The sequence below is a fragment of the Exiguobacterium sp. RIT594 genome (assembly GCF_003339585.1).
GTDB lineage: Bacteria > Bacillota > Bacilli > Exiguobacteriales > Exiguobacteriaceae > Exiguobacterium_A.
The window spans coordinates 1,862,030-1,885,007 of sequence record NZ_QPKF01000001.1 but is presented as its reverse complement, the minus strand read 5'-3'; the positions used below and the strand labels follow the sequence as shown (position 1 = coordinate 1,885,007).

The window sequence follows — 22,978 nt, the reverse complement described above, 5'->3', positions numbered from 1 at the left end:
GATGTCATTATGAAGGTATGGTTTGCTGCCACAGAAGCGACACCATTCATCAAGACAGGGGGGCTAGCTGACGTCGTCGGCTCGCTCCCTTTAGCGCTTGCTGAAGAGGGTGCGGAAGTTTCGGTCATTTTACCGAACTACGGTCAAATTAAAGAGCAATACAAGCTGGAAATGGAATTTTTATTTGATTTCATCGTCCCGGTCGGATGGCGTCAACAATTTGGGGCAGTCTTGCGTCTGAAACAAGACGGTGTGACGTTTTATTTTATCGACAATGAATACTACTTTAAGCGAGACGGTGTGATTTACGGTCATTATGACGATGCAGAGCGTTTTGCGTACTTCTCAAGAGCGGTCCTTGAAATGATTCAGCGTGTCGATGCAGAGGAAGTACCGGATGTCATCCATTGCCACGACTGGCAAACCGGCGTCTTACCGGCGTTCTTACGGATTCACTACCAACATCTCAACCGGTATCAGGAAATCAAAACGGTCTTTACAATCCATAACCTGCAATACCAAGGTGTCTTCCCGGAAGAAGTACTAGGTGATCTGCTTGGTCTCAGTCATGAACACTTCACTGCAGACGGAATTGCCCATAACGGACTCGTCAACTACATGAAGGCTGGTCTTGTCCATGCCAATCAAATTACGACTGTCAGCCCGTCTTACCGGGATGAAATCATGGATCCCTACTACGGAGAAACACTGGAACCAGTCTTGCAACACCGTGCCGTCGACGTCCGCGGAATTTTGAACGGAATCGATTACAGACAGTTCAGTCCGGATACGGATGAACATCTGGTAGAAAATTATGATGTGAAGACGGTTGAAGAAGGTAAAGCAGCGAACAAGGCAGCCTTACAACAGGAACTTGGCTTACCGGTCAATCCGGATGTGCCGTTATTTGGCTTTGTCTCACGTCTTGTCGACCAAAAGGGAATCGATTTACTCGCCCATATCCTGCCTGATCTGTTCGAACTCGATGCACAGTTCATCATTCTTGGTTCGGGAGAAGCAGAGTATGAAGGGTTGTTCCAGCATGCGTCAACGATTCGTCCGGACAAGGTAGCTTCCTACATCGGTTTTGATGTCGGACTCGCCCAACGGATTTATGCCGGCAGTGACGCCTTCTTGATGCCGTCACGTTTCGAGCCGTGTGGTCTCAGCCAACTGATCTCGATGAAGTACGGTTCGTTGCCAATCGTTCGGGAAACCGGTGGCTTGCGTGACACTGTCCAACCATTTAATCAGTTCACTTTAGAGGGAAATGGCTTCTCGTTCTCGAATTATAATGCGCAAGAGTTCCTGGATGCAATTAAACGGACGATTGAGACGTATCATGATAAACCTGTATTCAAACATCTGATCGAAACAGCGATGCAAGAAGACTTTAGCTGGATTCGCTCCGCTGATGAATATTTGGCGCTCTATCGTTTAATCGCACCGTCTGTTGACTGAAGGGGATTACGGGAAATGGGGTTTTTAGATGTTCCAAGACAAAGAGAAGTTCAAGAAGAGGTTTAATGAGCGGTTTATTTCCATGCATGGTAAAGCGTTGGATGATGCAACAGAAAATGATGTATACCAGACGTTAGCTTATATGGTACGGGAATACGTCACAACGGATTGGATGCGGACGAAAGAAGCTTACATCCATAAAAAAAGTAAACAAGTCTATTATTTTTCGCTTGAATTTTTACTTGGTCGATTCCTCTACAATAACTTGTTGAGTCTCGATGTTTTAGAAGAGGTACGAAGCGGTCTTTCAGAACTCGGCTATGATTTGGCTGATTTGACGGAAGAAGAACCGGAACCGGGTCTTGGGAATGGAGGACTCGGTCGTTTAGCAGCCTGTTTCCTTGATTCACTCGCGGCACTCGGCTTACCGGGCCATGGAAACGGCATCCGCTATCAATATGGATTGTTTAAGCAAAAAATCATCGACGGCTACCAAGTCGAACTTCCGGATAACTGGCTGAAGAACGGCAACATGTGGGAAATCCGTCGTTCCGACAAAGCGGTTGATATTCCTTTTGGAGGAAACGTGTGGCTCGAGGAAGTGGAGGGCGGCAAGTATCGTGTCCATCATGAACCGGCAGAAATCGTTCGTGCTGTTCCGTATGACATGCCGATCGTCGGTTATCAGAACGGCATCGTCAATAACTTACGTCTGTGGAGTGCTGAATCACCGTATGACGACGATGAACTGTTAAGCCAACACCGCGGCAACTACAAAGACCTACTGAGCCATAAACAAGCCATTCAGACGATTTCTGAATTCTTATATCCGGATGATACGACATATGAAGGCAAAGTCTTGCGTCTGAAGCAGCAATACTTCTTCGTCTCGGCAGGACTCCGGAGTATCTTATTGTCACATAAAAAACGAAACACATCGCTGAAGCATTTAGGAAATCAAATTGCGATTCATATCAACGATACGCATCCGGTCGTTGCGATTCCTGAATTGATGCGGATTTTGATTGATGAAGAGGAATACTCTTGGGAGGAATCATGGCGGATTACGAAAAGTGTCATGTCCTTTACAAACCATACGTTGCTTTCGGAAGCTTTGGAACGCTGGCCGGTTGATCTGTTCCGCAATCTATTACCGCGCATTTATCTAATCGTCGAAGAAATCAACCGTCGATTCTGTAAGGATGTCCTGGATAATTATCCGCATCTGGAAGCGAATATGCGTGAAATTGCCATTATTGCGGACGGAATGATCAACATGGCGAACTTAGCCGTTGTCGGTACCCACTCGACGAACGGTGTAGCCCAAATCCATACGGAAATCCTCAAGCAACGCGAAATGCGGTTGTTTTATGAGATGTTCCCGCTTCGCTTCAATAATAAAACGAACGGGATCACACATCGACGCTGGTTCCTGTTATCGAATCCGGCACTTGCAAATCGTGTAACGGAAGCAATCGGGGACAGTTGGATCAATCATCCGTCTGATTTACAAAAGCTGACGAAATTCGCAGAGGATACTACGCTTCAACAGGATATCCAGGCAATCAAGCTTGCGAGTAAAAAGGAATTGGCAGAGTTGATTGAGAATGAGACAGGAATCGTGGTAGATCCACATTCGATTTTTGATGTGCAGGTCAAACGGCTTCATGCGTATAAACGACAATTACTTAACGCGCTTCATATTCATTCGTTGTACTACCGTCTAAAAGAAGATCAATCGTTCCAAATGACACCACGGACCTTTATTTTTGGGGCAAAGGCGGCCCCGGGCTATCACTATGCTAAAGAAGTCATCCGTTATATCAATTCTTTAGCGAAACTGATTAATTCGGATCCGGACGTCAGCCCTTATATGAAAGTCGTATTCCTTGAGAATTATCGTGTCTCGCTTGCAGAAAAGATTTTCCCGGCAAGTGATGTCAGTGAACAAATTTCGACAGCGAGCTATGAGGCGTCAGGAACGGGAAATATGAAATTCATGATGAACGGCGCCTTGACGATCGGGACACTGGACGGTGCGAACATTGAGATTCGTGATGAGGTGGAAGATCCAAATATCTTCATTTTTGGACTGACTCCACAAGAAGTCATGAATTATAAAAAGTACGGCGGCTACAGTGCGTATGATCAATACAGTGCACAACCTGAACTTCGTCGCGTAATCGACGGACTCGTGGACGGATCGCTTTTCCCGACAGGTGAGTTTCAGGCAATTTATGATTCTCTTTTGACGTACAATGATGAATACTTGATTTTAAAAGATTTCTTATCGTACCAACAAGCGCAGGAGAGAATTGGGCGTGCTTATCAGGACACTGAAAAATGGTACAAGATGGTCATCATGAATATCGGAAAATCGGGTGTCTTCTCGAGCGACCGGACCATTAAAGAATATGCCAATGCCATTTGGAACATCAAACCGGTACAAATCTAAAAAAAGTCCGATGAAAATCGGACTTTCGTGTACGTTATCGGGCGACTTCATCCGTTTGGCTGATCCAGTCGCTGTACGATCCTGCATAGAGCCGGACATCGGTTTTCCCTAAAGCGTGCAAGGCAAGGACGTTAACGCAGGCGGTCACGCCGCTGCCGCAATAAAGAATTGGAGACTCCGCTTCGAGCAGATCAGCGTACAATTCCTTCAAATCTTCCGCATCTTTCAAGCGGCGGTCTGGTGAGATCGCTTTTTCAAAGAAGCAATTCACGGCCCCCGGGATGTGACCGGCGACGGGATCAATCGTTTCGTTTTGACCATGGAACCGATCCGGCGACCGGGAATCCACGAGATAGGTTTCTGCCGGCCGATTTTTAACCTCTTCATATTGAATCAGCATGTCGTCTTGAAAGTCGGCTTGATAAGTCGATTTTTCAAAAACAGTTGATTCCGTACTCATAGGGAAGTCAAATGCGAGATAAGATGACAGTCCGCCTTCAAGGACGACGACACGTTCATGCCCGGCCCATTTAAAGAGCCACCAGGCACGTGCTGCGTAAGGGAAACCATCATCATAGAGGACGATGAAATCATCGCGCTGGACCCCGAGTGACTCCAACGTGTGGATCCATTGCTCCTTTGAAGGCAGTGGATGGCGTCCGCCCGTTTCGGAACGTGGTCCTGACAAATCAGTAGATAAATCTAGATACTGTGCGCCCGCGACATGGCTTTCCTTAAACGCATCACGACCATAATCGGGTTGCTGCAAATCATAGCGACAATCAAACCAACGAATCTGATCCGTATGGACAAGTTGTTGCAAGTCAGTCATTTGAATGGTTGGAAACATGAACATCACCTTGACCCTTTCTAAAGTAATCATATGAAAGGTACCGTTTTATCGCAAGTCGTAACAAATATCTCGTACAAACAAACTTAAAGGAGTGGATACTACATGTCATGGAAAGAGACGTATCAAAAATGGAATCAGTTTGCAGGATTAGAAACTGAACTAAAAGAAGAAATGACGACGCTTGCGGCAGACGACAAAGCAGCTGAAGAAGCCTTTTACAAAGAGTTAGAATTCGGTACAGGCGGTATGCGTGGTGAGATCGGTGTCGGAACGAACCGGATGAATGTCTACACGGTGCGTAAAGCTTCACAAGGGTTTGCTGACTTTATCAAGGCAGAAGGAGCGGAAGCAGTCGCGCAGGGAATCGTCATCGCACATGACTCCCGTCACTACTCTCCGGAGTTTGCACTAGAAGCAGCGAAGACGCTTGCCAGTAACGGGATTAAAGCTTACTTGTTCGACGGACTCCGTCCAACACCAGAATTGTCATTTGCCGTGCGTGAACTTCGGGCAGCAGGCGGAATCGTCATTACGGCGAGTCACAATCCGCCGGAATATAACGGCTACAAAGTCTACGGGAATGATGGTGGACAGTTGCCGCCAAAAGAAGCGGACGATCTTGTCTCTTACGTCGATCAAGTCGAGGACGAACTTTTAATCGAGCTTGAAGCGGAAGAGGTCTTGCGCGCGAACGGATTGATTGTTCGTGTCGGCGAACAGCTCGATGATGCATACCAGGAACAATTAAAAACGATTCGTGTGTTACCGACGATTCAGGATGAGTTGACAGCACCTTTAAAAATCGTCTTTACTCCGCTTCACGGGACAGGCCTTGTACCGGTCACGGTAGGATTAAAGAATTATGGTTTTGAGCATGTGACGGTCGTCGAAGAACAAGCGAAGCCGGATGGCAGCTTCCCGACAGTCTCTTCTCCGAACCCGGAAGAGCATGCAGCATTTAAGTTGGCGATTGAGTACGGAGACCGGGTTGATGCGGATGTGTTGCTTGCGACGGACCCGGATGCCGACCGTGTCGGCGTTGCGACACGGGATGCGGACGGAGAGTGGGTCGTTCTCACAGGAAACCAGACAGGTGCGTTACTGCTTGATTACATCTTGTCGCAAAAAGCGGCCCAAGGGACATTGCCGAAAAATGGTTTTGTCGCGAAAACGATTGTCACATCGGAACTGGGAGCTTTGATTGCAAGACACTACGACTTGCATGTTGAGAACACATTAACCGGCTTTAAATTTATCGGTGAAAAAATTAAACAATACAATGAATCCGGAGAATATGAATATCTGTTTGGTTATGAAGAAAGTTATGGCTACCTGATTGGGGACTTCTGCCGTGACAAGGATGCCGTCCAGGCCTGCCTCCTTGCTGCTGAGATGACAGCCTATCACAAGAAGGAAGGACGGACGCTCTATGAGGCATTACAAGCCATTTATGAGCAGTTCGGTTACTTTGAAGAGTCACTTCGTTCATTGACACTGAAAGGGAAAGACGGTGTAGCACAAATCGGCCGGATCATGGATACATTCCGTGAGCATCCGCCAAAACAAGTGGCCGGTGAAAAAGTCGTCTTATTTGAAGACTATGATGCAAGCATTTCGCATGATTTGGTACAGCACACACCATCACCGATTAACCTTCCAAAATCAAATGTCTTGAAATTTACGTTAGAAGACGGTTCGTGGTTCTGCCTTCGCCCATCCGGGACTGAACCGAAAATTAAATTCTATTTCAGTGTGACATCACCCGATGCTGCAGAGACAACACGTAAACGTCAGATGATTGAAGATGAAGTCATGCAAGAAGTGGAACAGATTCAGTAAGGCCTGCGTTCCAATTAAAAACCGGTAAAGAGGAAACTCTTGGCCGGTTTTTTTTATGAGAGGGCGTAACTCGTGCAACCGTTACCAATTTCATGTAAAGTGAACGATGAAGCATCATATAGAGATAGGGAGATGAGTAATGATGGAACGGATACAGTTAACGGAAGATCTTTCATTTTCAAGAGTTATACATGGTTTATGGCGATTAAACGAATGGGAAATGACTGCAGAGCAGCGTCTTGAACTGATTGAACAATGTTTGGCTCTCGGCATCACAACATTCGACCACGCCGACATCTACGGCGATTATACGAACGAAGGATTGTTCGGCGAAGCCCTGGCTCTTAAACCAGAACTCCGTGAACGGATGGAAATCGTCACAAAAACAGGAATCAAGATGAAGGGAAACTACTTCTCGGATCAAAAACTATCATTTTACGATACAACAAAAGAACATATCATTGAACACGCGACACGTTCATTAAAGGAACTGGGAGTCGACTACATTGATACGTTATTAATCCATCGTCCGGATCCATTGATGGATCCTAACGAAATTGCAGAAGCCTTCGTTGAGCTGAAAGAGTCAGGCAAAGTCCGGACGTTTGGTTTATCAAACCATACACCGGCACAGCAAAGTCTGATTCAATCACGACTGCCGTTCATGCTCGTCACAAACCAGCTTGAACTGTCTGTTGCAGAACTGAAGCACTTCGAAGACGGTTCTGTTGATCTATGCCACGAAAATGAAATGCCGCTCATGGCGTGGAGTCCACTAGCTGGAGGGCGCTTATTCAAAGATGAGCAGTTTGCGCCGCTTCGCGACAAGCTCGAAGAAATCGGACGTGACATCGGTGCAGAAGCAATCGATGAAGTAGCCTACGCTTGGTTGCTCAAACATCCGGCACGCATCATGCCAATCGTCGGTTCTGGAAAAATCGAACGGATCGAATCTGCTGTCCGGGCGACGCGACTCGAGTTATCACGTGAACAGTGGTTTGAAATCTTAAAAGCGTCCCGTGGACGCGACGTCGATTGAAAAATAGCCTTCGGGCTATTTTTTTTACAAAAAAAGTCCCATCTCAAGGGGGAGTTGAGATGGGAGTATCTATAGGGTTATGCTTCGAGGCGAAGCATTTCCTGACGATATTTATCTAAACGTTCTTTACTGGCAGTAACAGCTGCTTGATCATGGACCTGGATGGCATCGAAGAGCGTACTGAGCTCATAATCGATTTCGAGGCGCAGCACTGGAATCCGCTGCTCTGCATCTTGTCTACGGAAAGCTTCAATTACTTGTTTCATCTCGGCCACGCTCCTTTTAAAGTTATCAGATAATTCTGATTTTTATTAGTATACTTGATTATTCCCGCGTTGGCTAGTATTAAACCTGAAAAAGATTAAAAAAAACACTTGGAATGTGTAACGATTCCAAGTGTAGTTATTCTATTCAGGAATACTGAATCGGGCTTCAAGACGATGTTGCACCGCTTGAATTAATGTCGACATGATCCAATAAATCGCAGCTGAGAACAGTAACAACGGCATGACGAGATAGGTTGTTGCTGAAATCTGATCCGATACATACGTCAGTTCTTCAACGGCTACAATTGTCCCGAGTGAAGTCGATTTGATAATATCGATAACCGAGTTTGACAGGGGAGGAATGGCACGTGAAAGAGCTTGTGGGAGAATGACATCCTTAAACGTCTTCCGGCGTGGAATTCCGAGTGAATCTGCAGCTTCCCATTGTCCGCGATCGACAGATGAAATCGCTGCCCGGAAGGACTCTGAGATATAGGCAGAGAAGTGAAGCGACAGACCGAATGCCAACGCCTGGAAGCCGGTCAATTGCAGGACGACCAGACCATTATATAAAATCAGAATTTGCAGCAACAGTGGAGTTCCCCGGAAAAAAGAAACATACAATCGTGCGAAACCGCTTAAGACGGCAAAACGGCTATCCCGCATGACGGCAAGAATCAGACCGAGAAAAAGCGCAAAGACGATGGCAAATCCACTTGCAAGAAGTGTAGTGCCAATCGCCTTTCCGTAAACGTCCGCATTATCGCGGACGATTGTAAACAATTCCATCACTTACTGATGTCCTCGTTAAAGTATTTTTTCCCGATATCTGCGAGTGTACCGTCTTTTTGCATCTCTGCGAGTGCTTTGTTAAAGTCTTCAGCATACTTGCTGTTTTTCGCCATCATCAGACCAGATTCGTTTTTATCAAACGTCTCACCGACAGCTTTTACTTTGTATCCTGCTTTTTTAAGTTCTGTCAGGACGAACAGACGATCGTTCATGGCAGCGTCGACGCGACCTGCTTCAAGATCTTTCAAGACTTGGTTTGCACCTTTGTAGTACTTGACTTTCGCACCGGCTTCTTCCGCTGTTTTCGCGTAGAGTGAACCTTGTGTCGATCCAACTGTTTTTCCTTTTAAGTCGTCAAGCGTCTTGATGTCATTTGTTTTATTGTTGACGATGATTGTTGAACCGGAAACTGTATAGGCATCAGAGAACGCATATTTTTCTTTCCGTTCATCTGTGATTCCCATCTGGTTTGCGATGACGTCGATCCGTTTTGAATCAAGTGCCGGGATCAATCCTTTAAAGTCCATCGCTTTGTACTCGACTTTATAGCCGGCACGTTTTGCGACTTCATTCATGACATCGATATCATAGCCTGTCAGTTTGCCTTTTTCTTTATACGTAAAAGGTGGGTACGTTGCTTCTGTTCCGACCGTCACGATTTTTTCGTCTTTGTTTGCTTCTTCGTTAGAAGCGCCGCACGCCGCTAACACCCCCGCTGTTGATAGTGCTGCTACTGCTAGCTTTAGTCCGTGTTTCATAGCGCTCTCTCCTTTAAATAAATGAATGATTTCAATTCCTAGTTTTCGAATAGGATTAATTTAAGACTACAAGCAGTATCATACAAAGTTACAGGAACGTCTGTCAATAAAAAAGACTGCCCATAAATGGACAGCCTGACTTCAGTTGCTGGACTCTTGAAAATTAACGGATTGTTGCTTCTGTTGCAGCATCGAAGAAATGCGCTTTTGTCATGTCGAAGAAGAGATCTAAATCTGAACCCATCTCGACGTGTGAACGCGAGTCAACACGTGCTGTGAACGCTTGGTTACCGACTTTTGAATAGAGATAAGACTCGGCTCCCATGAGCTCAGATACTTCGATATGTGCCGGGAAGCGGTGAGCTGTTTGTGTGTCTTGGTAGATCAATTCAGCATGGATATCTTCCGGACGGATTCCGAGAACAAGATCCTTACTTGTATAGCCGCGTTCGCGGAGAACTTTCATCTTGCCTTCAGGCACTTCGAATTTCTCTTCTGTGCCTGTGACATGGAAAAGACCGTCTTCCGCAAGTTTACCTGTCAGGAAGTTCATCGAAGGAGAACCGATGAAACCAGCAACGAACATGTTATCCGGGTGGTCGTAGACTTCTTTTGGAGTTCCGACTTGTTGGATCAGACCGGCTTTCATGATGACGATCCGAGTCGCAAGGGTCATCGCTTCCGTCTGATCGTGCGTAACATAAATCGTCGTCGTTTCAAGACGTTTGTGCAACTGGATGATTTCCTTACGCATCTGAACACGTAGTTTAGCATCCAAGTTCGAGAGCGGCTCATCCATCAAGAAGACTTTTGCATCACGGACGATGGCACGACCGATGGCAACACGTTGGCGTTGTCCACCAGAGAGGGCTTTCGGTTTACGCTCCAGGTATTCTTCGAGTCCGAGAATACGTGCGGCATTGTCGACACGCTGTTTGATTTCGTCTTTCGGGAACTTCCGGAGTTTCAGACCAAAAGCCATGTTGTCAAAGACGTTCATATGTGGATAAAGGGCGTAGTTCTGGAAGACCATCGCGATATCGCGATCTTTAGGTGCTACATCATTCATTCGTTTTCCATCGATCACGAAATCTCCGCCTGAAATTTCTTCGAGACCGGCAATCATTCGTAGTGTCGTCGATTTACCGCAACCTGATGGTCCGACAAAAACGATGAATTCCTTATCTTTAATATGAAGGTTAAAATCATCCACTGCTTTTGCTGTTCCTGAATAAACTTTATCAATATGCTCAAGACGAATATCTGCCATGTGTACATCCTCCTGTAAATTAAGTAATCGGTTACTATAACGCTTACAAGACTTAGTATAGGAGAACTGGTACAAAAATCATATGGACAACATGCCTGAATGTAAACGTTATCATTTGGTCACTATGCTACAAGAAGAAGCGTATAAAGGAACATCGCACCCTCAAACGAGCGGATATCGATTTCCGTCTGTTCTGTCAATCGGTCGAGCCGGTACTGTAGACTGTTTCGATGTAAAAAAAGATGTTTGGCCGTCAGTGAAACATTTAAGTTGGCGCGGCAAAAGGCATCAATTGTCTCGCGCGATTCGTGTTCAAGCGGTGTAATGAACCGTTCAATCAAATCGTTACGGATATCTGTCGACAGTAACGTCAACCGCATCAGGGCAGGCAGAAAACGTTCGATGTGTAATAAGGGAAGTTCACGCAAGGCAGCTTGTTCCAATCGAAACTGCCCTGCTAAATCTCCGGATTGACGTTGTTGTCCGATTAATACCTTGCCGTCCATCAGGAAATCAGACTGAAGAGCCGTGAAAAAATCATGTAAATCATTTTCTGAGACAGACTCTTCCCGTTCGATGACGACAAGACGATTGGACGTCAACGGAACGATCCAACTCGACGGATGAAAAAAAGATGTCAGCAGTTGTTGTAAATCTTCGCCGGTCCGGACGTCAAGCTGTTCAAATAGGAAATGGATCATCCGAAACGGCTCTGCTTCTTCGCTTTGCTGTTGTTCCAGCCGCCGACGCCACGAGACAATCTGATTGGAATCGGATGTAACGACCCGTTCTGCAATCAGGTCGAGTAAGTCGAGTTCACGAGGGGTAAGAACCATATTTTCAATCCCGAAACGAAGTCCATCGGCTAACTGATATACGGTATACTTATCGGTACAGTACACGGTAGGATCGGTGGAGAGATGATCCTTAAATAAGATGGTTAATTGATGTAACATACGAGGCGCCTCCCTAAAAAGTTCTACTAAGACTTTACCACAATACCAAAATCGGAAGGAACGAGGATCTATGCAAGTAGAAGTTGATTTAGTCATAAAGATGATTGGAATGATCATCATTGGAGCATTGATTGGAGCAATCACCAATCATCTTGCAATCCGGATGTTATTTCGTCCGCTTGAAGCAAAGTATATCGGCAAGTACCGGATTCCATTTACACCGGGACTAATTCCAAAACGTCGTGACGAACTAGCGGCGAATCTCGGACGAACAGTCGTCAAACATTTATTGACTCCGGAAGGAATCAGCAAGCGGCTTCAGCAACCGGTCGTATATGAAGCCATTACCCGGATGATTCAGCAGGAGTTACAGAAGTGGACGCGCTCGACGAAAACGATTCGCGAAATTGCTGAACGGTTTGTTGCGAATCCGGAAGGGAAATTACAACAACAAATCGAACAACGAATCGACCAGGAACTGGCAACGATGGCTGTTTCGATTAAAACAGCACGTTTAACAGAAGTCATCGGGGATGGCGGAACGACAAAAATCAAAGAAGCGGTTCCCGGGATTGTTGCAGCATTACTTCACCAGACTGAACAGTACTTTGACAGTCCGGCGGGAAAAATGAAACTGGAAGAAACAGTCGCTCAGTTCATTCAAAGTAAATTAGGCGGAGGCATGTTCGGAATGCTGCTGGCTAATGTCAATCTCGTGGAAATGATTCAACCGGAACTCAAACGGGTAATACAAGGAAAGTCGACACACCGGTTCATCAGTGAAATGGTCGAACAAGAAATCAGTGTGTTACTGGAGCGGCCGGTTGAAGAACTGCTTGGAGCGGAGACGGAACGACAAATCATCGAGCGGATGAAATCAGAAATTTTAACGCGTATCCCATTGACGAAATTATTGGATACGCAATTATATCAACTACTGCAACCGCTTGAAGCCCGGATCAGTCAAGAAATGGTTCCGATGCTTTCTAAACAAGTGGTAGTCCGTCTGGTCGAACAAGTCGAACGAATCATGGCGACACTTGATCTCGAAACGATTGTTCGTGAGGAAGTCGATTTACTCGATACCGCGTATCTGGAAGAAATCGTCTTGTCGATTTCAAGACGGGAATTCCGGGCTATCACTTGGCTTGGAGGACTATTAGGTGGTTTAATTGGAATGATACAAGCGATACTTCTTATCGTTTAACTAAATTGGAGGGTTTACACATGTCTGAAACAAACTTATACGATCATGCTTACACGCTAGAACGTGCACTACGCGAAACATCAGAATACACGACACTGAAGGATTTGTACGCGCAAGTCAATGCGGATCCAATGTCAAATGAGCTATTCGCTTCATTCCGCAACGTGCAACTTGAGTTACAACAAAAACAAATGCAAGGTGAAGAAATCACACCTGAGGACATGGCATCGGCACAAGCGAAGATGCTGGAAGTCCAAAACAATCCATTGATTGGTCAACTGATGCAGGAAGAACAACGTATGCACACGATGTTGACGGAAGTGACACAGATTATCATGAAGCCACTCGAAGAACTATACGCACCAATGATGGAACAAAATCAAGACGACGTTCAGTAACATCATGAAAAAGCCTCGCTTCCGTTTCATCGGAACGAGGCTTTTTTTTATGATGTTTTTTCCATTGGAACCAGGCGTGGGAGGTAAGCCCGTTCAAAATGAATCAGTTGTCCGGCGCGGGTCACACGTGCCCCGCGGTGCTCCAAGTCTGCTTCTTTCAGACGGCGGATACCTTCTTGGCGTGCCTCAGAATCGGAGGGAGCGTCAAAGGTATCATCCAGTAACGTTTGTCCTCGATCTGAAAATGCGGTAATCGTATAAAGCATGGCTGATTCCTCCTTATCCGAAATGACTAACTTAAGTGTAATGAATAGATATTCATTTTACAAGTAGGAATCAATGTCTTGCCACGTTAATTGTTTGGAGAGGGGTGGGGTTTCAAGATGACTGACGCTCATACCAATCAGGCGGATCGGACCTTTAAATTCAATTTCATTAAACAGTTTGGTCGTCACCCGGAGCAACGTTTCTTCATCAGCCGTTTCTTCTAAAAACGTATAACGTTTAGAGCGCGACTGGAAATCTTCCGTCTTCCATTTAATCGTGACGGTTCGGCAGACCAGTTCTTTTTGGTTCAGTGTTTTGACGACGGACAATGCTTCGCGTTTTAGCGTTTCGAAAATGGTATCGATATCTTCTGTATCTTCTTCGAACGTACTTTCAGAGCCGATGGATTTCCGTTCCCGGTGCGGACGGACCATTCGCTCGTCTTGACCGTGCGCCATCGTATACAGTTCGGTTCCCCGGTCCCGACCAAGTAATCCCCGCAGTTCAGCTATCGGTGATTGTTGAATATCTGCGACCGTTTGGAAACCATGTTTCTGAAGTGTTTGCTCCGTGACTTTTCCGACTCCGTGTAAATCCCCGATTTTTAATTCGGATAAAAAAGGTAAAACATCATCCGGAGGCAACACGGTTAATCCGTTTGGCTTTTGATGGCCGGAAGCAATTTTAGCGACAAGCTTTGAGTTCGATACGCCGGCGGAAGCAGTCAAACCTGTTCGTCTTTTGATTTCAGCCAGGATGTACTGGGCAATATGTGTCGCACTTGTCATCTGCAGATTGTTTTCTGTGACGTCCAGATAGGCCTCATCTAACGACAGCGGTTCGACAAGAGGTGTGATCTCAAGAAACAACTCCATGATTTGGGCACTGACCTCACGGTACACTTCAAAACGGGGACGCAGAAAAACGGCCCGCGGACAGAGCTGGAATGCTCGCCGTGAAGGCATCGCGCTGTGAATGCCGTATTTGCGTGCTTCATACGAACAGGTCGCAACGACACCCCGCGCATGAGGAGGACCACCGACGATGACAGGAACACCTTTTAAATGTGGTCGATCGCGCTGTTCGACAGAAGCATAAAACGCGTCCATGTCGACATGAATGATTTTTCGTCCCATCATCGTCTCCTCCTTTCTTTCAATCCATTAATTCGTTACACTTAGTATAACGAACTTATGTTCTGTTATCTATTTTTTAGTCGCGATTTTTTATTCGGCATCCGGACGAGCGCTCCTAACCAGCCGCGGCGTTTCATCCAATAAAAGATTCCGCCGGTCGTAAGGAAAATCAAAAAGAGGGCACTGGCATATCCATATTTCCAGTCAAGCTCGGGCATGTTTTTAAAATTCATTCCCCAAATCGCACCGAGTGCCATCATCGGTGTGGCGACAGCTGTGAAAATCGTCAGAGCTTTCATGATTTCATTTCCTCTGAAGTTCGAAACGGTTGTCGACAGATCGAGCAATACTTCAATATCTTTTTGATAGTGTTCAATCAGCATCAACAGACGTTGCACCCGTTTTTCGGCCAGTTGGTAAGGTAAAGCATCCGTATACGTACTTTGCCGAACGAAAGCTTCGGGACCTGCTAAAACAAGCTCACGGAACGGGACGACCAAGTCGGACCAGTTTTCGATGGTATCGCGTAAGCCAAAAATGCTATCAAGCGAATTTTCGTCGATGCTTCCCCGGAGCTCATCTTGTCTCAAAAACAGTTCGGTTTCAAAAGCATCGATTCCCGGGAAGTAGGTATTCATTTGAAGAGATAACAGGGCATAAAAAGCTTCGAAAGGAGTCGTAGTCTCGAACGGTTCAATTAAGGAAACCGTATGTTCCGATAAGCCGATTGTAATCAGTTCCGTAGGTGAAAGATAATAACAGATGGAGCGGCGGTCGCTTTTATCAGCCGGATTTTGCCAGGTTACGATGGAGCCGTACAATAAATCGAGTTCGACCCGGGTAAAGTTCATATCTTTTGTCGACAGTTGATTCAGCCAGTCCAACTTAAAGGCATCGGTTGGTGTTTCAGAATGAAAGTATTCTTCAAATTCAGCAAGTGTTAAAAAACGATGCCATGTAAAGAGTGAGTCGGATTCCATGTTTTGAGCTCCTATATAGTAGAATGGTAGAGTGACGTCTGACAGTCAGAGAACTATGTAACAGTTCCAAATCAAAATGAGTCTAGATAAATAAAAAGGATGTGTTGTGAAATGAAAGGTATCGGTCAGTTGGCAGTTGGAGAAATGCTCGATCAACGGGTCATGATCAAGCAGGCATTAAAAGGAATTGCTGCAAACGGAAAACCTTATCTGACATTGATTTTAGCAGATAAAACGGGAGAAATTGAAACAAAGATGTGGGATACGAGTGATCTTGAAAAATATGCACCGAAGTTTATCGTCCACGCGGCAGGTGAAGTGATGGATTACCGAGGACGAACACAATTGAAACTGAAGCAAATTACTGTCCTGGACGATACGAATGTGGAAGACTACATTCAATCGGCTCCTCTTCCGCGGGAACAGATTGAAACGGAAGTACTTGGCTTCATCGAATCGATGCAACATGCCGAGATGAAGAAGCTGGTCAAGCATCTGGTCATCAAGGACTTCGATGCGTATTTCACACATCCAGCTGCAGTCAAAAACCACCATGCATTTTATTCCGGTTTATCGTATCATGTCCTGTCGATGCTAAAACTGGCTGACCAAATCGCCCGTCTTTATCCTACGTTAAATCGTGATTTGTTGATTGCAGGTGTCGTCCTGCATGACTACGCAAAAATCAAGGAGCTGTCTGATCCTGTGACACCGGAATACACACTTCCCGGTAAGCTTGTCGGGCATATCTCATTGATGGTCGCAGAATTGGAAAAAGTCGGGGCGGAGTTACAAATCGATGCAGAAGTGTTGACGGTCTTACAACATTTAGTCCTGAGCCACCATGGTCGTCCGGAGTGGGGATCGGCTGTCGCCCCACAGATGCGTGAAGCCGAAGTATTATTTTTGATTGATAATCTGGATGCCCGGATGACGATGATGGACCGTTTGCTTGAGTATGTCGAGCCCGGACAATTTTCTGAACGGTCATTTGCGTTAGACAATCGATCATTTTATCGTCCCAAGCTATGAAGAGATGACTTGAAGTGATTCAAAAGAATTTGAAATTGATCAGAGGAGTGGAATTCATGAAAACCAAACTGTTCGAAGCAATCCAAATCGGGGGACTGTCGTTCCGGAATCGTGTCATCATGGCACCAATGTGTATGTATAGTGCGAAAGACGATGGCCTTGTAACCGATTGGCATGTCACACACTATGCCTCACGTGCTGTTGGGGGCGTTGGAGGTGTCATCCTAGAGGCAACGGCTGTCACACCGGACGGACGAATCTCAGCAGGTGATCTAGGTGTTTGGTCGGATGAACATATCGACGGACTGCGTCGAATTGCAGATCAAGTGAAAGCGGCGGGGGCAAAAGCAGGCATTCAGCTGGCGCACGCCGGGCGGAAAAGTACGACGGCTAAACCGCCTGTCGCACCATCAGCAATCGGATTTGATGATTCATACGACCATCCGCATGAACTGACTGTGGAGGAAATCGATGTCATCAGACAACAATTCGTCGAGGCGGCACTTCGTGTCGAACAAGCGGGTTATGATTTCATCGAATTACATGGAGCGCACGGCTATTTGATTAATACATTCTTATCCCCGTTGTCGAATAAACGCCAAGATCAATACGGTGGATCAATGGAAAATCGGATGCGCTTTTTGCTTGAAATCATTGATGAAGTTCAAGCAAAAACCAACTTGTCATTATGGGTCCGGATTTCAGCAGCAGACCATGCAACAGGCGGGATGACGGCGACGGATTATATTCCGTTAGCGGAGGAACTGTTAAAACGAAAGATCGATTTGCTCGATTGCAGTTCTGGAGCGGTTGTTGCCAATGCAGTTCCGGACGTGTATCCCGGCTATCAAGTGCCGTATGCGGCTGAAATCAAACAAGCCACTGGAATCAAGACAGGAGCCGTCGGTCTGATTACGACGGCGACGCTTGCAGAAGAAATCATTCGCAGTGAACGGGCGGATGTCATCCTGCTTGCTCGTGAACTTTTGCGTCAACCTTACTGGGTCTACCATGCGGCAGCAGAACTCAAAGACGAGGTCAGTTTACCGAAACAATATGAACGGGCTCCGATTCGTTAATAGGAATAAAAGCATAACCAAAAAAATCCCTGCCTTCCAAGATGGAAGCAGGGATTTTTAAGCTTATTGTTGCTGTTGCTGTTGCATCTGTTGTTGCATTTGTTGTTGCTCTTGCTTATCGAGGTCAAACGCATCCTTGAAGTCTTTGTTCTCGATTTTAACATCATACTTCTTCATCAATGAACGGTAGATGTCGTTTGGATTGACTTGAGCTGCTTTTTCTTCAGCTAATGCCTTTTTGATTCGATCAGATTCTTTTTCGAGCGTAAAGTCTTTTTTCTCTTTACGGTCTGTTACTTTAATGATGTGATATCCGAATTGTGTTTTGATCGGGTCAGAAATTTTACCTTCAACGCCATCCTTGAACGCATAATTCTCGAATTCCTCGACCATTTTACCTTTTGTGAAGTATCCAAGATCTCCACCTTTTGTTGCGCTGCCAGTATCCGTTGATTTAGCTTTAGCGATTTTAGCGAAATCGCCGCCTTCATCAAGTTGTTTCTTGATTGCTTTTGCATCTGCTTCTTTTTCAACAAGAATGTGGCTCGCTTTTACTTCCACTTTTTCCTGATTGAAACGATCTTCGATTTCTTTATCCGTAACTTTTGATTTTGCTGATTTTGCTTCTGTTAAGAGCATTTGTGTCCGAAGCACTTTTTCGAATTCTTTTTCGCTTTTAATGCCAGCTGTTTGAAGTGTCGTATTGAACTGTTCTTTATCTGGGAACTGATCTTTTGTTTTCTTGACTTCAGCTTCTACTTCTTTATCTGTTACTTTTTTACCGTATTCTTTTTCAAGCAGTTTGTTCATCGTTTGTTGGAAAGCAATTTGTGCGCCTGCTTTTTGGTACGCCTCGTCTTGAACGTCCGCTTTATTGACTTCTCCGCCTTTGTAGTTGATGACAGCTTCGTCATTTGAACCACATGCTGCTAATGTGAATACACTTGCCACTGCTGCTACACTTAAAAGTTTCTTTTTCATACATACACCCCTAATTTACCATTTATTTCAACCGTTCTATCATATCATATCTTCGTTATCTTGACAGCTCTCCGCAAAATCGAAAGTGATTTGCTCTTACACCATGCTATCACATCAAGTACAGGAGGGGAGGACTATTTTTGTGGGAAATTGTGAGGCATCGCAACGTTTTGAGACAGAACGGTAAAGGGAACGTTACTTTCAAAAGACAGAAAAAAACGTCCTAGGCCTCAAGGCTTAGAACGTTAACTCGAAGAATTCATGCAAAGGTCATGCTTTTTTAATCGAGTCAATCACCGGGTCTTGTGGACGCCGGTCTGCTTCTTCTGTAATCATTTTTGATGTCTCGGCAAAAATGTCCATGAAGCTGTCGCCGTAAAGACGACGAACGATTGCTGATATATCTGTCAGCTCTGGGAATTTACCGTAAAGTTCCTGGAGTGGTAACGAAGCACGGAAAACACCGTTCTCTTCTGGGCGGAATGCCTGAATTGTCTCAAGTAACAGGCTTTCACCTTCCGGGGTCAGTTGGACGTAGGTATTTCGTTTATCCGTCTCTTTTTTTGAAAACGTCAAAAGTCCGCGGTCTTCTAATTTTTTAGAGAAGTTGAATGCAGTCGAGACGTGCATCACACCGTATTTGGCGATTTCAGAAATCGAGGCACCACCCAGTGCATGGGAAATCCATAAGATATGGTGTTCGTTAATATTTAAATCAAAAGGTTTGATCCAATTTTGCCAATCTTTTTCTACCGTTTTCCATAGTGCTTTGCTCAATTGGACAATTTTATGACTGTATAACAGTGCTTCTTGTCCAGGATATAATTTTTCGTGTTCCATATCTGACTCATCCTTTCGAAAGGTGACAATGGCTCAAACGCGCAAAATGCAAACTATACAAAAACAAATCGAAGCAGCGGAACGTTATTTTTGGGGAGTAAGATGATCGACGTCTTGTTTTGCCTCATCAGCAAATTTCTGAAGACGTGCGAGTGATTCTTGAACCTCTGACTGGTACTGGGAGACATCTTTTGTAACTTCCTCTTTAAAAGTCGTACCAGAAAGTTTGGCTGTCTCTATTAGATTCTTTCCCTCTTGCGTCAAATCCTGCACGTTCGTTACGATTGTAGAATAAGAATTTCGACGTTGTTTACCATTCGAAGAGTCACTTTTAGTACCTTGGCGAAGCGCCTTCAAACCGTAAAAAGTCACAAGCGACAGCGTAGCACCAAAAGCGACCCAGTTACGATGGGGACGCTTCGACATAGTTTACCTCCTTTCGATATTAAAATATTTGTTTCATATTATTTTACCGAAAATTCGATATTAGAAACCTATTTCGGCAATATTTCTAAAATGAGTCAGTAATTGAACGGTTTTGGGTACCGTCAGAGACGATTTTTAATGGATTCGGCGATTGTTGCCAATTCTTCAGCCGTATACTCTTCATTGTGCACTTCCCATTTCGCACCAAAGCCATCGTGTTTGTCGTGGCGCGGAATGAGATGGAGATGGAAGTGAGAAACGGATTGTCCGGCAACTTTCCCGGTATTCGATAAAAGGTTCATTCCGGCAGCACCTGTTTCCTGTTGTAAAGCACGACTGATTTCCGGAATGGTCGCAAAAACAGCCTGTGCACTTTCTGAGGATAAATCGTAGACGTTATCAGCGTGCTGTTTTGGAATGACAAGCGTATGACCTTTCGTTACTTGTGATAGATCGAGAAAAGCCAACACTTCTTCATTCTCAAAAACTTTATGGCTCGGGATCTCGTGGTTGGCAATCTTACAGAAAATACAGTTTTCTTTTTGCAATGGACTCACTCCTTCAGATGGATATAGCTTCAGTATACTCGACTGAATCGGTCTTGCGGGCAATTGACAAGGATATGAAGGGTTTCTAAACTAAAGGAAATCCTAAAAAAGAAGGTAGGGGAGACGAAGATGCCGTCTCGCATCACTGTATATGAGAAAAAGAAAAGACGAAATCAGCGAATCGGACTCATCGTAGGGATCATTGTACTCGCTGTTCTGGTTGCTTGGATTGGCTGGAGTCAAATCAAACCGGCTGCCGAACGGCAACAAACAGATCAAGTGTTTCAAAAGGCGGTGCAGGAACAAGACCGGGAAACGTTTCAACAATTAGTGTATCTCAACAACAAACCGTTAAAGCTTGCGGAAACAAATCAGCTCATGAAATGGTTGAAGGCAGACCCGGAACGGCTTGAACGGGCTGTAGCCGAAATTAAATCTGATCAAAATAATTATCCGAAAGAAACAAAACGGACTAAGCAACAAGATTTATTTTCATTGAAAAAACAGCTGGGACGATTTTGGTTCGACACGTACACTTTGCATTTGAATAAACAGACATTGGAAGTGAAGGTTGATACGGAAACGGCATCCATTTCAATCGATGATGCGCCAGCAGGTAATGCGGATCAAGAGGCTCCCTTAACCATTAAACGTTTTCCGGGCGAGTATGAGGTGTCAGCACGCGTGGAAGCGAACGGAAAGACGGGACAGGCGACTGAGACCGTTCAAATAGGAGATCAGAGAACGACGACGGTTGTCTTTAAACTCGCACAACAGATTGCACCGGATAAGAAGGAACAATACGGTGTCGATATCGAGAAGCTGCTCGAAGCGGAAGTAAAGGCAAGAACCGGTAAGACGGTCGAAGAGATGACGGATTATATCGGCCGAAGCCAATCCGAAGTAGAAAAATCATTTGGCCCTCCGACAAACCAAATGGCCAACAAAACGATATATGACGGATTTGAAGTGGTGTATGAGAATCAGGAAGTCAAAAGTATCTTAATTGATTTGAATAAAACAACGTCTGAGCTCGAGGCAGTCGCCGGCAAACCGGAATCTAAATCGACGGAATCAGTCGGGACGGTCTGGAAATATCCATCAAGCTTTTTTGACGACTTGTTAGGGTGGTTGAATATCAAGTCAGAAAAACGTGTCATTGAACGATCAGGTAAAATGTGGCTGGAGTTACGTAACTAAAAAAATCCGCAGATTAAACAAAAAAAACCACTAGAGACATGACGTCTTTAGTGGTTTTTTGCAGTGAATCAGATTATCGTTTGTTGACCGCACGAAGGATGAACGAAACGATTAAGATTAAGATAATTGCACCAAGGATAGCTGGTACGATTGCGAAACCGGCAACTGACGGTCCCCAACTTCCGAAAAGAGCTTGTCCGATCATTGAACCGACAAAACCTGCGATGATATTACCGATAACTCCACCTGGTACATCTTTACCGAGAATAAGACTTGCTAACCAACCAATAATACCACCAACGATTAAAGCCCATAAGAATCCCATTTAAAACACTCCTTTTAGTTTTAGTAGTTTAGATTATTTGCGACGTACTGAACGAAGAATCAACGATACGATGAAGATTAAGATGATTGCACCTAAGATAGCTGGAATGATTGCAAATCCGCCGACAACCGGTCCCATTGTACCGAAGATTGCTTGACCGATCATTGCTCCGATGAAACCTGCGATAATGTTACCGATGATACCACCTGGTACATCTTTACCGATAATTAGACTAGCGATCCAACCGATTAATCCACCGACGATTAAAGCCCATAAGAATCCCATTTAAAAACACTCCTTTAATAAAATTTACGTACTGATCATTATTTCAATAAATCATTTACGACGTACTGAACGAAGAATCAATGACACGATGAAGATTAAGATGATAGCACCTAAGATAGCTGGAATGATTGCGAAACCAGCGATATCCGGTCCCATTGTACCGAAGATTGCTTGACCGATCATTGCTCCGACAAACCCAGCAACGATGTTACCGATGATGCCGCCTGGTACGTCTTTCCCGATGATGAGACTAGCTACCCAACCGATTAATCCACCGACGATTAAAGCCCATAAGAATCCCATTTGGAACCCTCCTTTTCTTACTTTAGATTTACCTGTTTTCAGGCAGTTGTAAACACATTGAAAGATGAAAGCCTTTAAATAATCATTTCAACCAGTGAGGTAAAAACATTAAAATTAAAATGGCTAGACGATTATACCAGTTACCTCTTAGCGAAACTCGTATTTAAAATGCTACTTTCAATTTTTGTAAGTCGTTTTCATATATTGATGTAACGATTACACTTAGAGTAATTACCGTAAAAAGATGTATTCAAACCTTTTCTTAATAAAAAAATGACTCAA

General features: G+C 44.9%; 25 protein-coding genes. 9 read left to right on the top strand and 16 right to left on the bottom strand.

The features are described from left to right. Positions 1-9: 9 nt before the first annotated feature. Both glgA and DVG79_RS09720 read left to right on the top strand, forming a co-directional pair. The gene (gene glgA, locus DVG79_RS09725; RefSeq protein ID WP_114596521.1) at positions 10-1,461 is read left to right on the top strand and encodes a glycogen synthase GlgA; all 1,452 of its coding nucleotides are present in this window, start codon (positions 10-12) and stop codon (positions 1,459-1,461) included. 28 nt (positions 1,462-1,489) lie between these two features. Continuing rightward, on the top strand, positions 1,490-3,916 hold the full coding sequence (locus DVG79_RS09720) for a glycogen/starch/alpha-glucan phosphorylase (protein ID WP_114596520.1): 2,427 nt from the start codon (positions 1,490-1,492) through the stop codon (positions 3,914-3,916). A 34-nt stretch (positions 3,917-3,950) separates the two neighbouring features. Here the strand turns inward: DVG79_RS09720 and DVG79_RS09715 are convergent, their stop codons facing one another. Then, on the bottom strand, positions 3,951-4,766 hold the full coding sequence (locus DVG79_RS09715; RefSeq protein ID WP_233494570.1) for a sulfurtransferase: 816 nt from the start codon (positions 4,764-4,766) through the stop codon (positions 3,951-3,953). 105 nt (positions 4,767-4,871) lie between these two features. On the opposite strand from DVG79_RS09715, the gene DVG79_RS09710 reads away from it, so the two are divergent. Together DVG79_RS09710 and DVG79_RS09705 are read left to right on the top strand one after the other, a co-directional pair. Then, positions 4,872-6,608 (top strand): phospho-sugar mutase, encoded by a 1,737-nt coding sequence (locus DVG79_RS09710; protein ID WP_114596518.1) that lies wholly within the window; start codon positions 4,872-4,874, stop codon positions 6,606-6,608. Positions 6,609-6,750: 142 nt separating this feature from the next. Beyond that, positions 6,751-7,647, top strand: coding sequence for an aldo/keto reductase (locus DVG79_RS09705; protein ID WP_199505859.1), 897 nt, complete (start codon positions 6,751-6,753; stop codon positions 7,645-7,647). A gap of 77 nt (positions 7,648-7,724) precedes the next feature. On the opposite strand, the gene DVG79_RS09700 is transcribed toward DVG79_RS09705, so the two are convergent. The 5 genes from DVG79_RS09700 to DVG79_RS09680 form a co-directional block, all read right to left on the bottom strand. Further along, positions 7,725-7,913: a hypothetical protein gene (locus DVG79_RS09700; RefSeq protein ID WP_012369580.1), complete on the bottom strand. Its 189-nt coding sequence runs from the start codon at positions 7,911-7,913 to the stop codon at positions 7,725-7,727. Between the two features lie 141 nt (positions 7,914-8,054). Continuing rightward, a complete protein-coding gene (locus DVG79_RS09695; protein WP_114596516.1) occupies positions 8,055-8,702 on the bottom strand; it encodes an amino acid ABC transporter permease in 648 nt (215 codons plus the stop codon). Then, the gene (locus tag DVG79_RS09690) at positions 8,702-9,463 is read right to left on the bottom strand and encodes a transporter substrate-binding domain-containing protein (protein WP_114596515.1); all 762 of its coding nucleotides are present in this window, start codon (positions 9,461-9,463) and stop codon (positions 8,702-8,704) included. Before DVG79_RS09690 ends, DVG79_RS09695 begins: the two co-directional genes overlap by 1 nt. 163 nt (positions 9,464-9,626) lie before the next feature. After that, positions 9,627-10,733 (bottom strand): ABC transporter ATP-binding protein, encoded by a 1,107-nt coding sequence (locus DVG79_RS09685; RefSeq protein WP_114596514.1) that lies wholly within the window; start codon positions 10,731-10,733, stop codon positions 9,627-9,629. 122 nt (positions 10,734-10,855) lie between these two features. Beyond that, a complete protein-coding gene (locus DVG79_RS09680) occupies positions 10,856-11,689 on the bottom strand; it encodes a PucR family transcriptional regulator (protein WP_114596513.1) in 834 nt (277 codons plus the stop codon). A 70-nt stretch (positions 11,690-11,759) separates the two neighbouring features. On the opposite strand from DVG79_RS09680, the gene DVG79_RS09675 reads away from it, so the two are divergent. Together DVG79_RS09675 and DVG79_RS09670 are read left to right on the top strand one after the other, a co-directional pair. Next, positions 11,760-12,896, top strand: a complete 1,137-nt coding sequence (locus DVG79_RS09675) for a DUF445 family protein (protein ID WP_114596512.1) — start codon at positions 11,760-11,762, stop codon at positions 12,894-12,896. 20 nt (positions 12,897-12,916) lie between these two features. Next, positions 12,917-13,294, top strand: coding sequence for a YlbF/YmcA family competence regulator (locus DVG79_RS09670; RefSeq protein WP_012369586.1), 378 nt, complete (start codon positions 12,917-12,919; stop codon positions 13,292-13,294). Positions 13,295-13,341: 47 nt separating this feature from the next. Here the strand turns inward: DVG79_RS09670 and DVG79_RS09665 are convergent, their stop codons facing one another. The 3 genes from DVG79_RS09665 to DVG79_RS09655 all read right to left on the bottom strand — a co-directional run bounded on the left by DVG79_RS09665 (position 13,342) and on the right by DVG79_RS09655 (position 15,677). Next, a complete protein-coding gene (locus tag DVG79_RS09665; RefSeq protein ID WP_114596511.1) occupies positions 13,342-13,560 on the bottom strand; it encodes a YhzD family protein in 219 nt (72 codons plus the stop codon). Between the two features lie 57 nt (positions 13,561-13,617). Further along, positions 13,618-14,697 carry a DNA polymerase IV gene (dinB, locus tag DVG79_RS09660; protein WP_233494569.1) on the bottom strand — a complete coding sequence of 360 codons (1,080 nt, stop codon included), beginning with the start codon at positions 14,695-14,697 and terminating at the stop codon, positions 13,618-13,620. A 65-nt stretch (positions 14,698-14,762) separates the two neighbouring features. After that, positions 14,763-15,677 (bottom strand): magnesium transporter CorA family protein, encoded by a 915-nt coding sequence (locus DVG79_RS09655; RefSeq protein WP_114596509.1) that lies wholly within the window; start codon positions 15,675-15,677, stop codon positions 14,763-14,765. 111 nt (positions 15,678-15,788) lie between these two features. Between DVG79_RS09655 and DVG79_RS09650 the strand changes: the two genes are divergently transcribed. Both DVG79_RS09650 and namA read left to right on the top strand, forming a co-directional pair. After that, positions 15,789-16,709 (top strand): HD domain-containing protein, encoded by a 921-nt coding sequence (locus tag DVG79_RS09650; protein WP_114596508.1) that lies wholly within the window; start codon positions 15,789-15,791, stop codon positions 16,707-16,709. Between the two features lie 56 nt (positions 16,710-16,765). Continuing rightward, positions 16,766-17,788 carry an NADPH dehydrogenase NamA gene (gene namA, locus DVG79_RS09645; protein ID WP_114596507.1) on the top strand — a complete coding sequence of 341 codons (1,023 nt, stop codon included), beginning with the start codon at positions 16,766-16,768 and terminating at the stop codon, positions 17,786-17,788. A 63-nt stretch (positions 17,789-17,851) separates the two neighbouring features. On the opposite strand, the gene DVG79_RS09640 is transcribed toward namA, so the two are convergent. The 4 genes from DVG79_RS09640 to DVG79_RS09625 form a co-directional block, all read right to left on the bottom strand. Then, positions 17,852-18,769, bottom strand: a complete 918-nt coding sequence (locus tag DVG79_RS09640) for a peptidylprolyl isomerase (protein WP_114596506.1) — start codon at positions 18,767-18,769, stop codon at positions 17,852-17,854. Positions 18,770-19,039: 270 nt separating this feature from the next. After that, positions 19,040-19,609, bottom strand: coding sequence for an HTH-type transcriptional regulator Hpr (locus DVG79_RS09635; RefSeq protein ID WP_012369593.1), 570 nt, complete (start codon positions 19,607-19,609; stop codon positions 19,040-19,042). Between the two features lie 84 nt (positions 19,610-19,693). Then, positions 19,694-20,035 carry a hypothetical protein gene (locus DVG79_RS09630; protein WP_114596505.1) on the bottom strand — a complete coding sequence of 114 codons (342 nt, stop codon included), beginning with the start codon at positions 20,033-20,035 and terminating at the stop codon, positions 19,694-19,696. Positions 20,036-20,157: 122 nt separating this feature from the next. Further along, entirely contained in the window at positions 20,158-20,583 is a 426-nt protein-coding gene (locus DVG79_RS09625; protein ID WP_114596504.1) for an HIT family protein, read from the bottom strand. 129 nt (positions 20,584-20,712) lie between these two features. On the opposite strand from DVG79_RS09625, the gene DVG79_RS09620 reads away from it, so the two are divergent. Further along, positions 20,713-21,783 carry a TcaA second domain-containing protein gene (locus DVG79_RS09620; protein WP_114596503.1) on the top strand — a complete coding sequence of 357 codons (1,071 nt, stop codon included), beginning with the start codon at positions 20,713-20,715 and terminating at the stop codon, positions 21,781-21,783. Positions 21,784-21,856: 73 nt separating this feature from the next. Here DVG79_RS09620 and DVG79_RS09615 read toward each other — a convergent pair whose 3' ends face one another. From DVG79_RS09615 to DVG79_RS09605, 3 genes are read right to left on the bottom strand one after another with little or no spacing between them, the layout of a single operon-like run. Further along, positions 21,857-22,108: a GlsB/YeaQ/YmgE family stress response membrane protein gene (locus DVG79_RS09615; RefSeq protein ID WP_012369597.1), complete on the bottom strand. Its 252-nt coding sequence runs from the start codon at positions 22,106-22,108 to the stop codon at positions 21,857-21,859. Between the two features lie 33 nt (positions 22,109-22,141). Continuing rightward, entirely contained in the window at positions 22,142-22,393 is a 252-nt protein-coding gene (locus tag DVG79_RS09610) for a GlsB/YeaQ/YmgE family stress response membrane protein (protein ID WP_114596502.1), read from the bottom strand. 51 nt (positions 22,394-22,444) lie between these two features. Next, positions 22,445-22,696 carry a GlsB/YeaQ/YmgE family stress response membrane protein gene (locus DVG79_RS09605; RefSeq protein ID WP_026829092.1) on the bottom strand — a complete coding sequence of 84 codons (252 nt, stop codon included), beginning with the start codon at positions 22,694-22,696 and terminating at the stop codon, positions 22,445-22,447. Positions 22,697-22,978 lie beyond the last annotated feature (282 nt).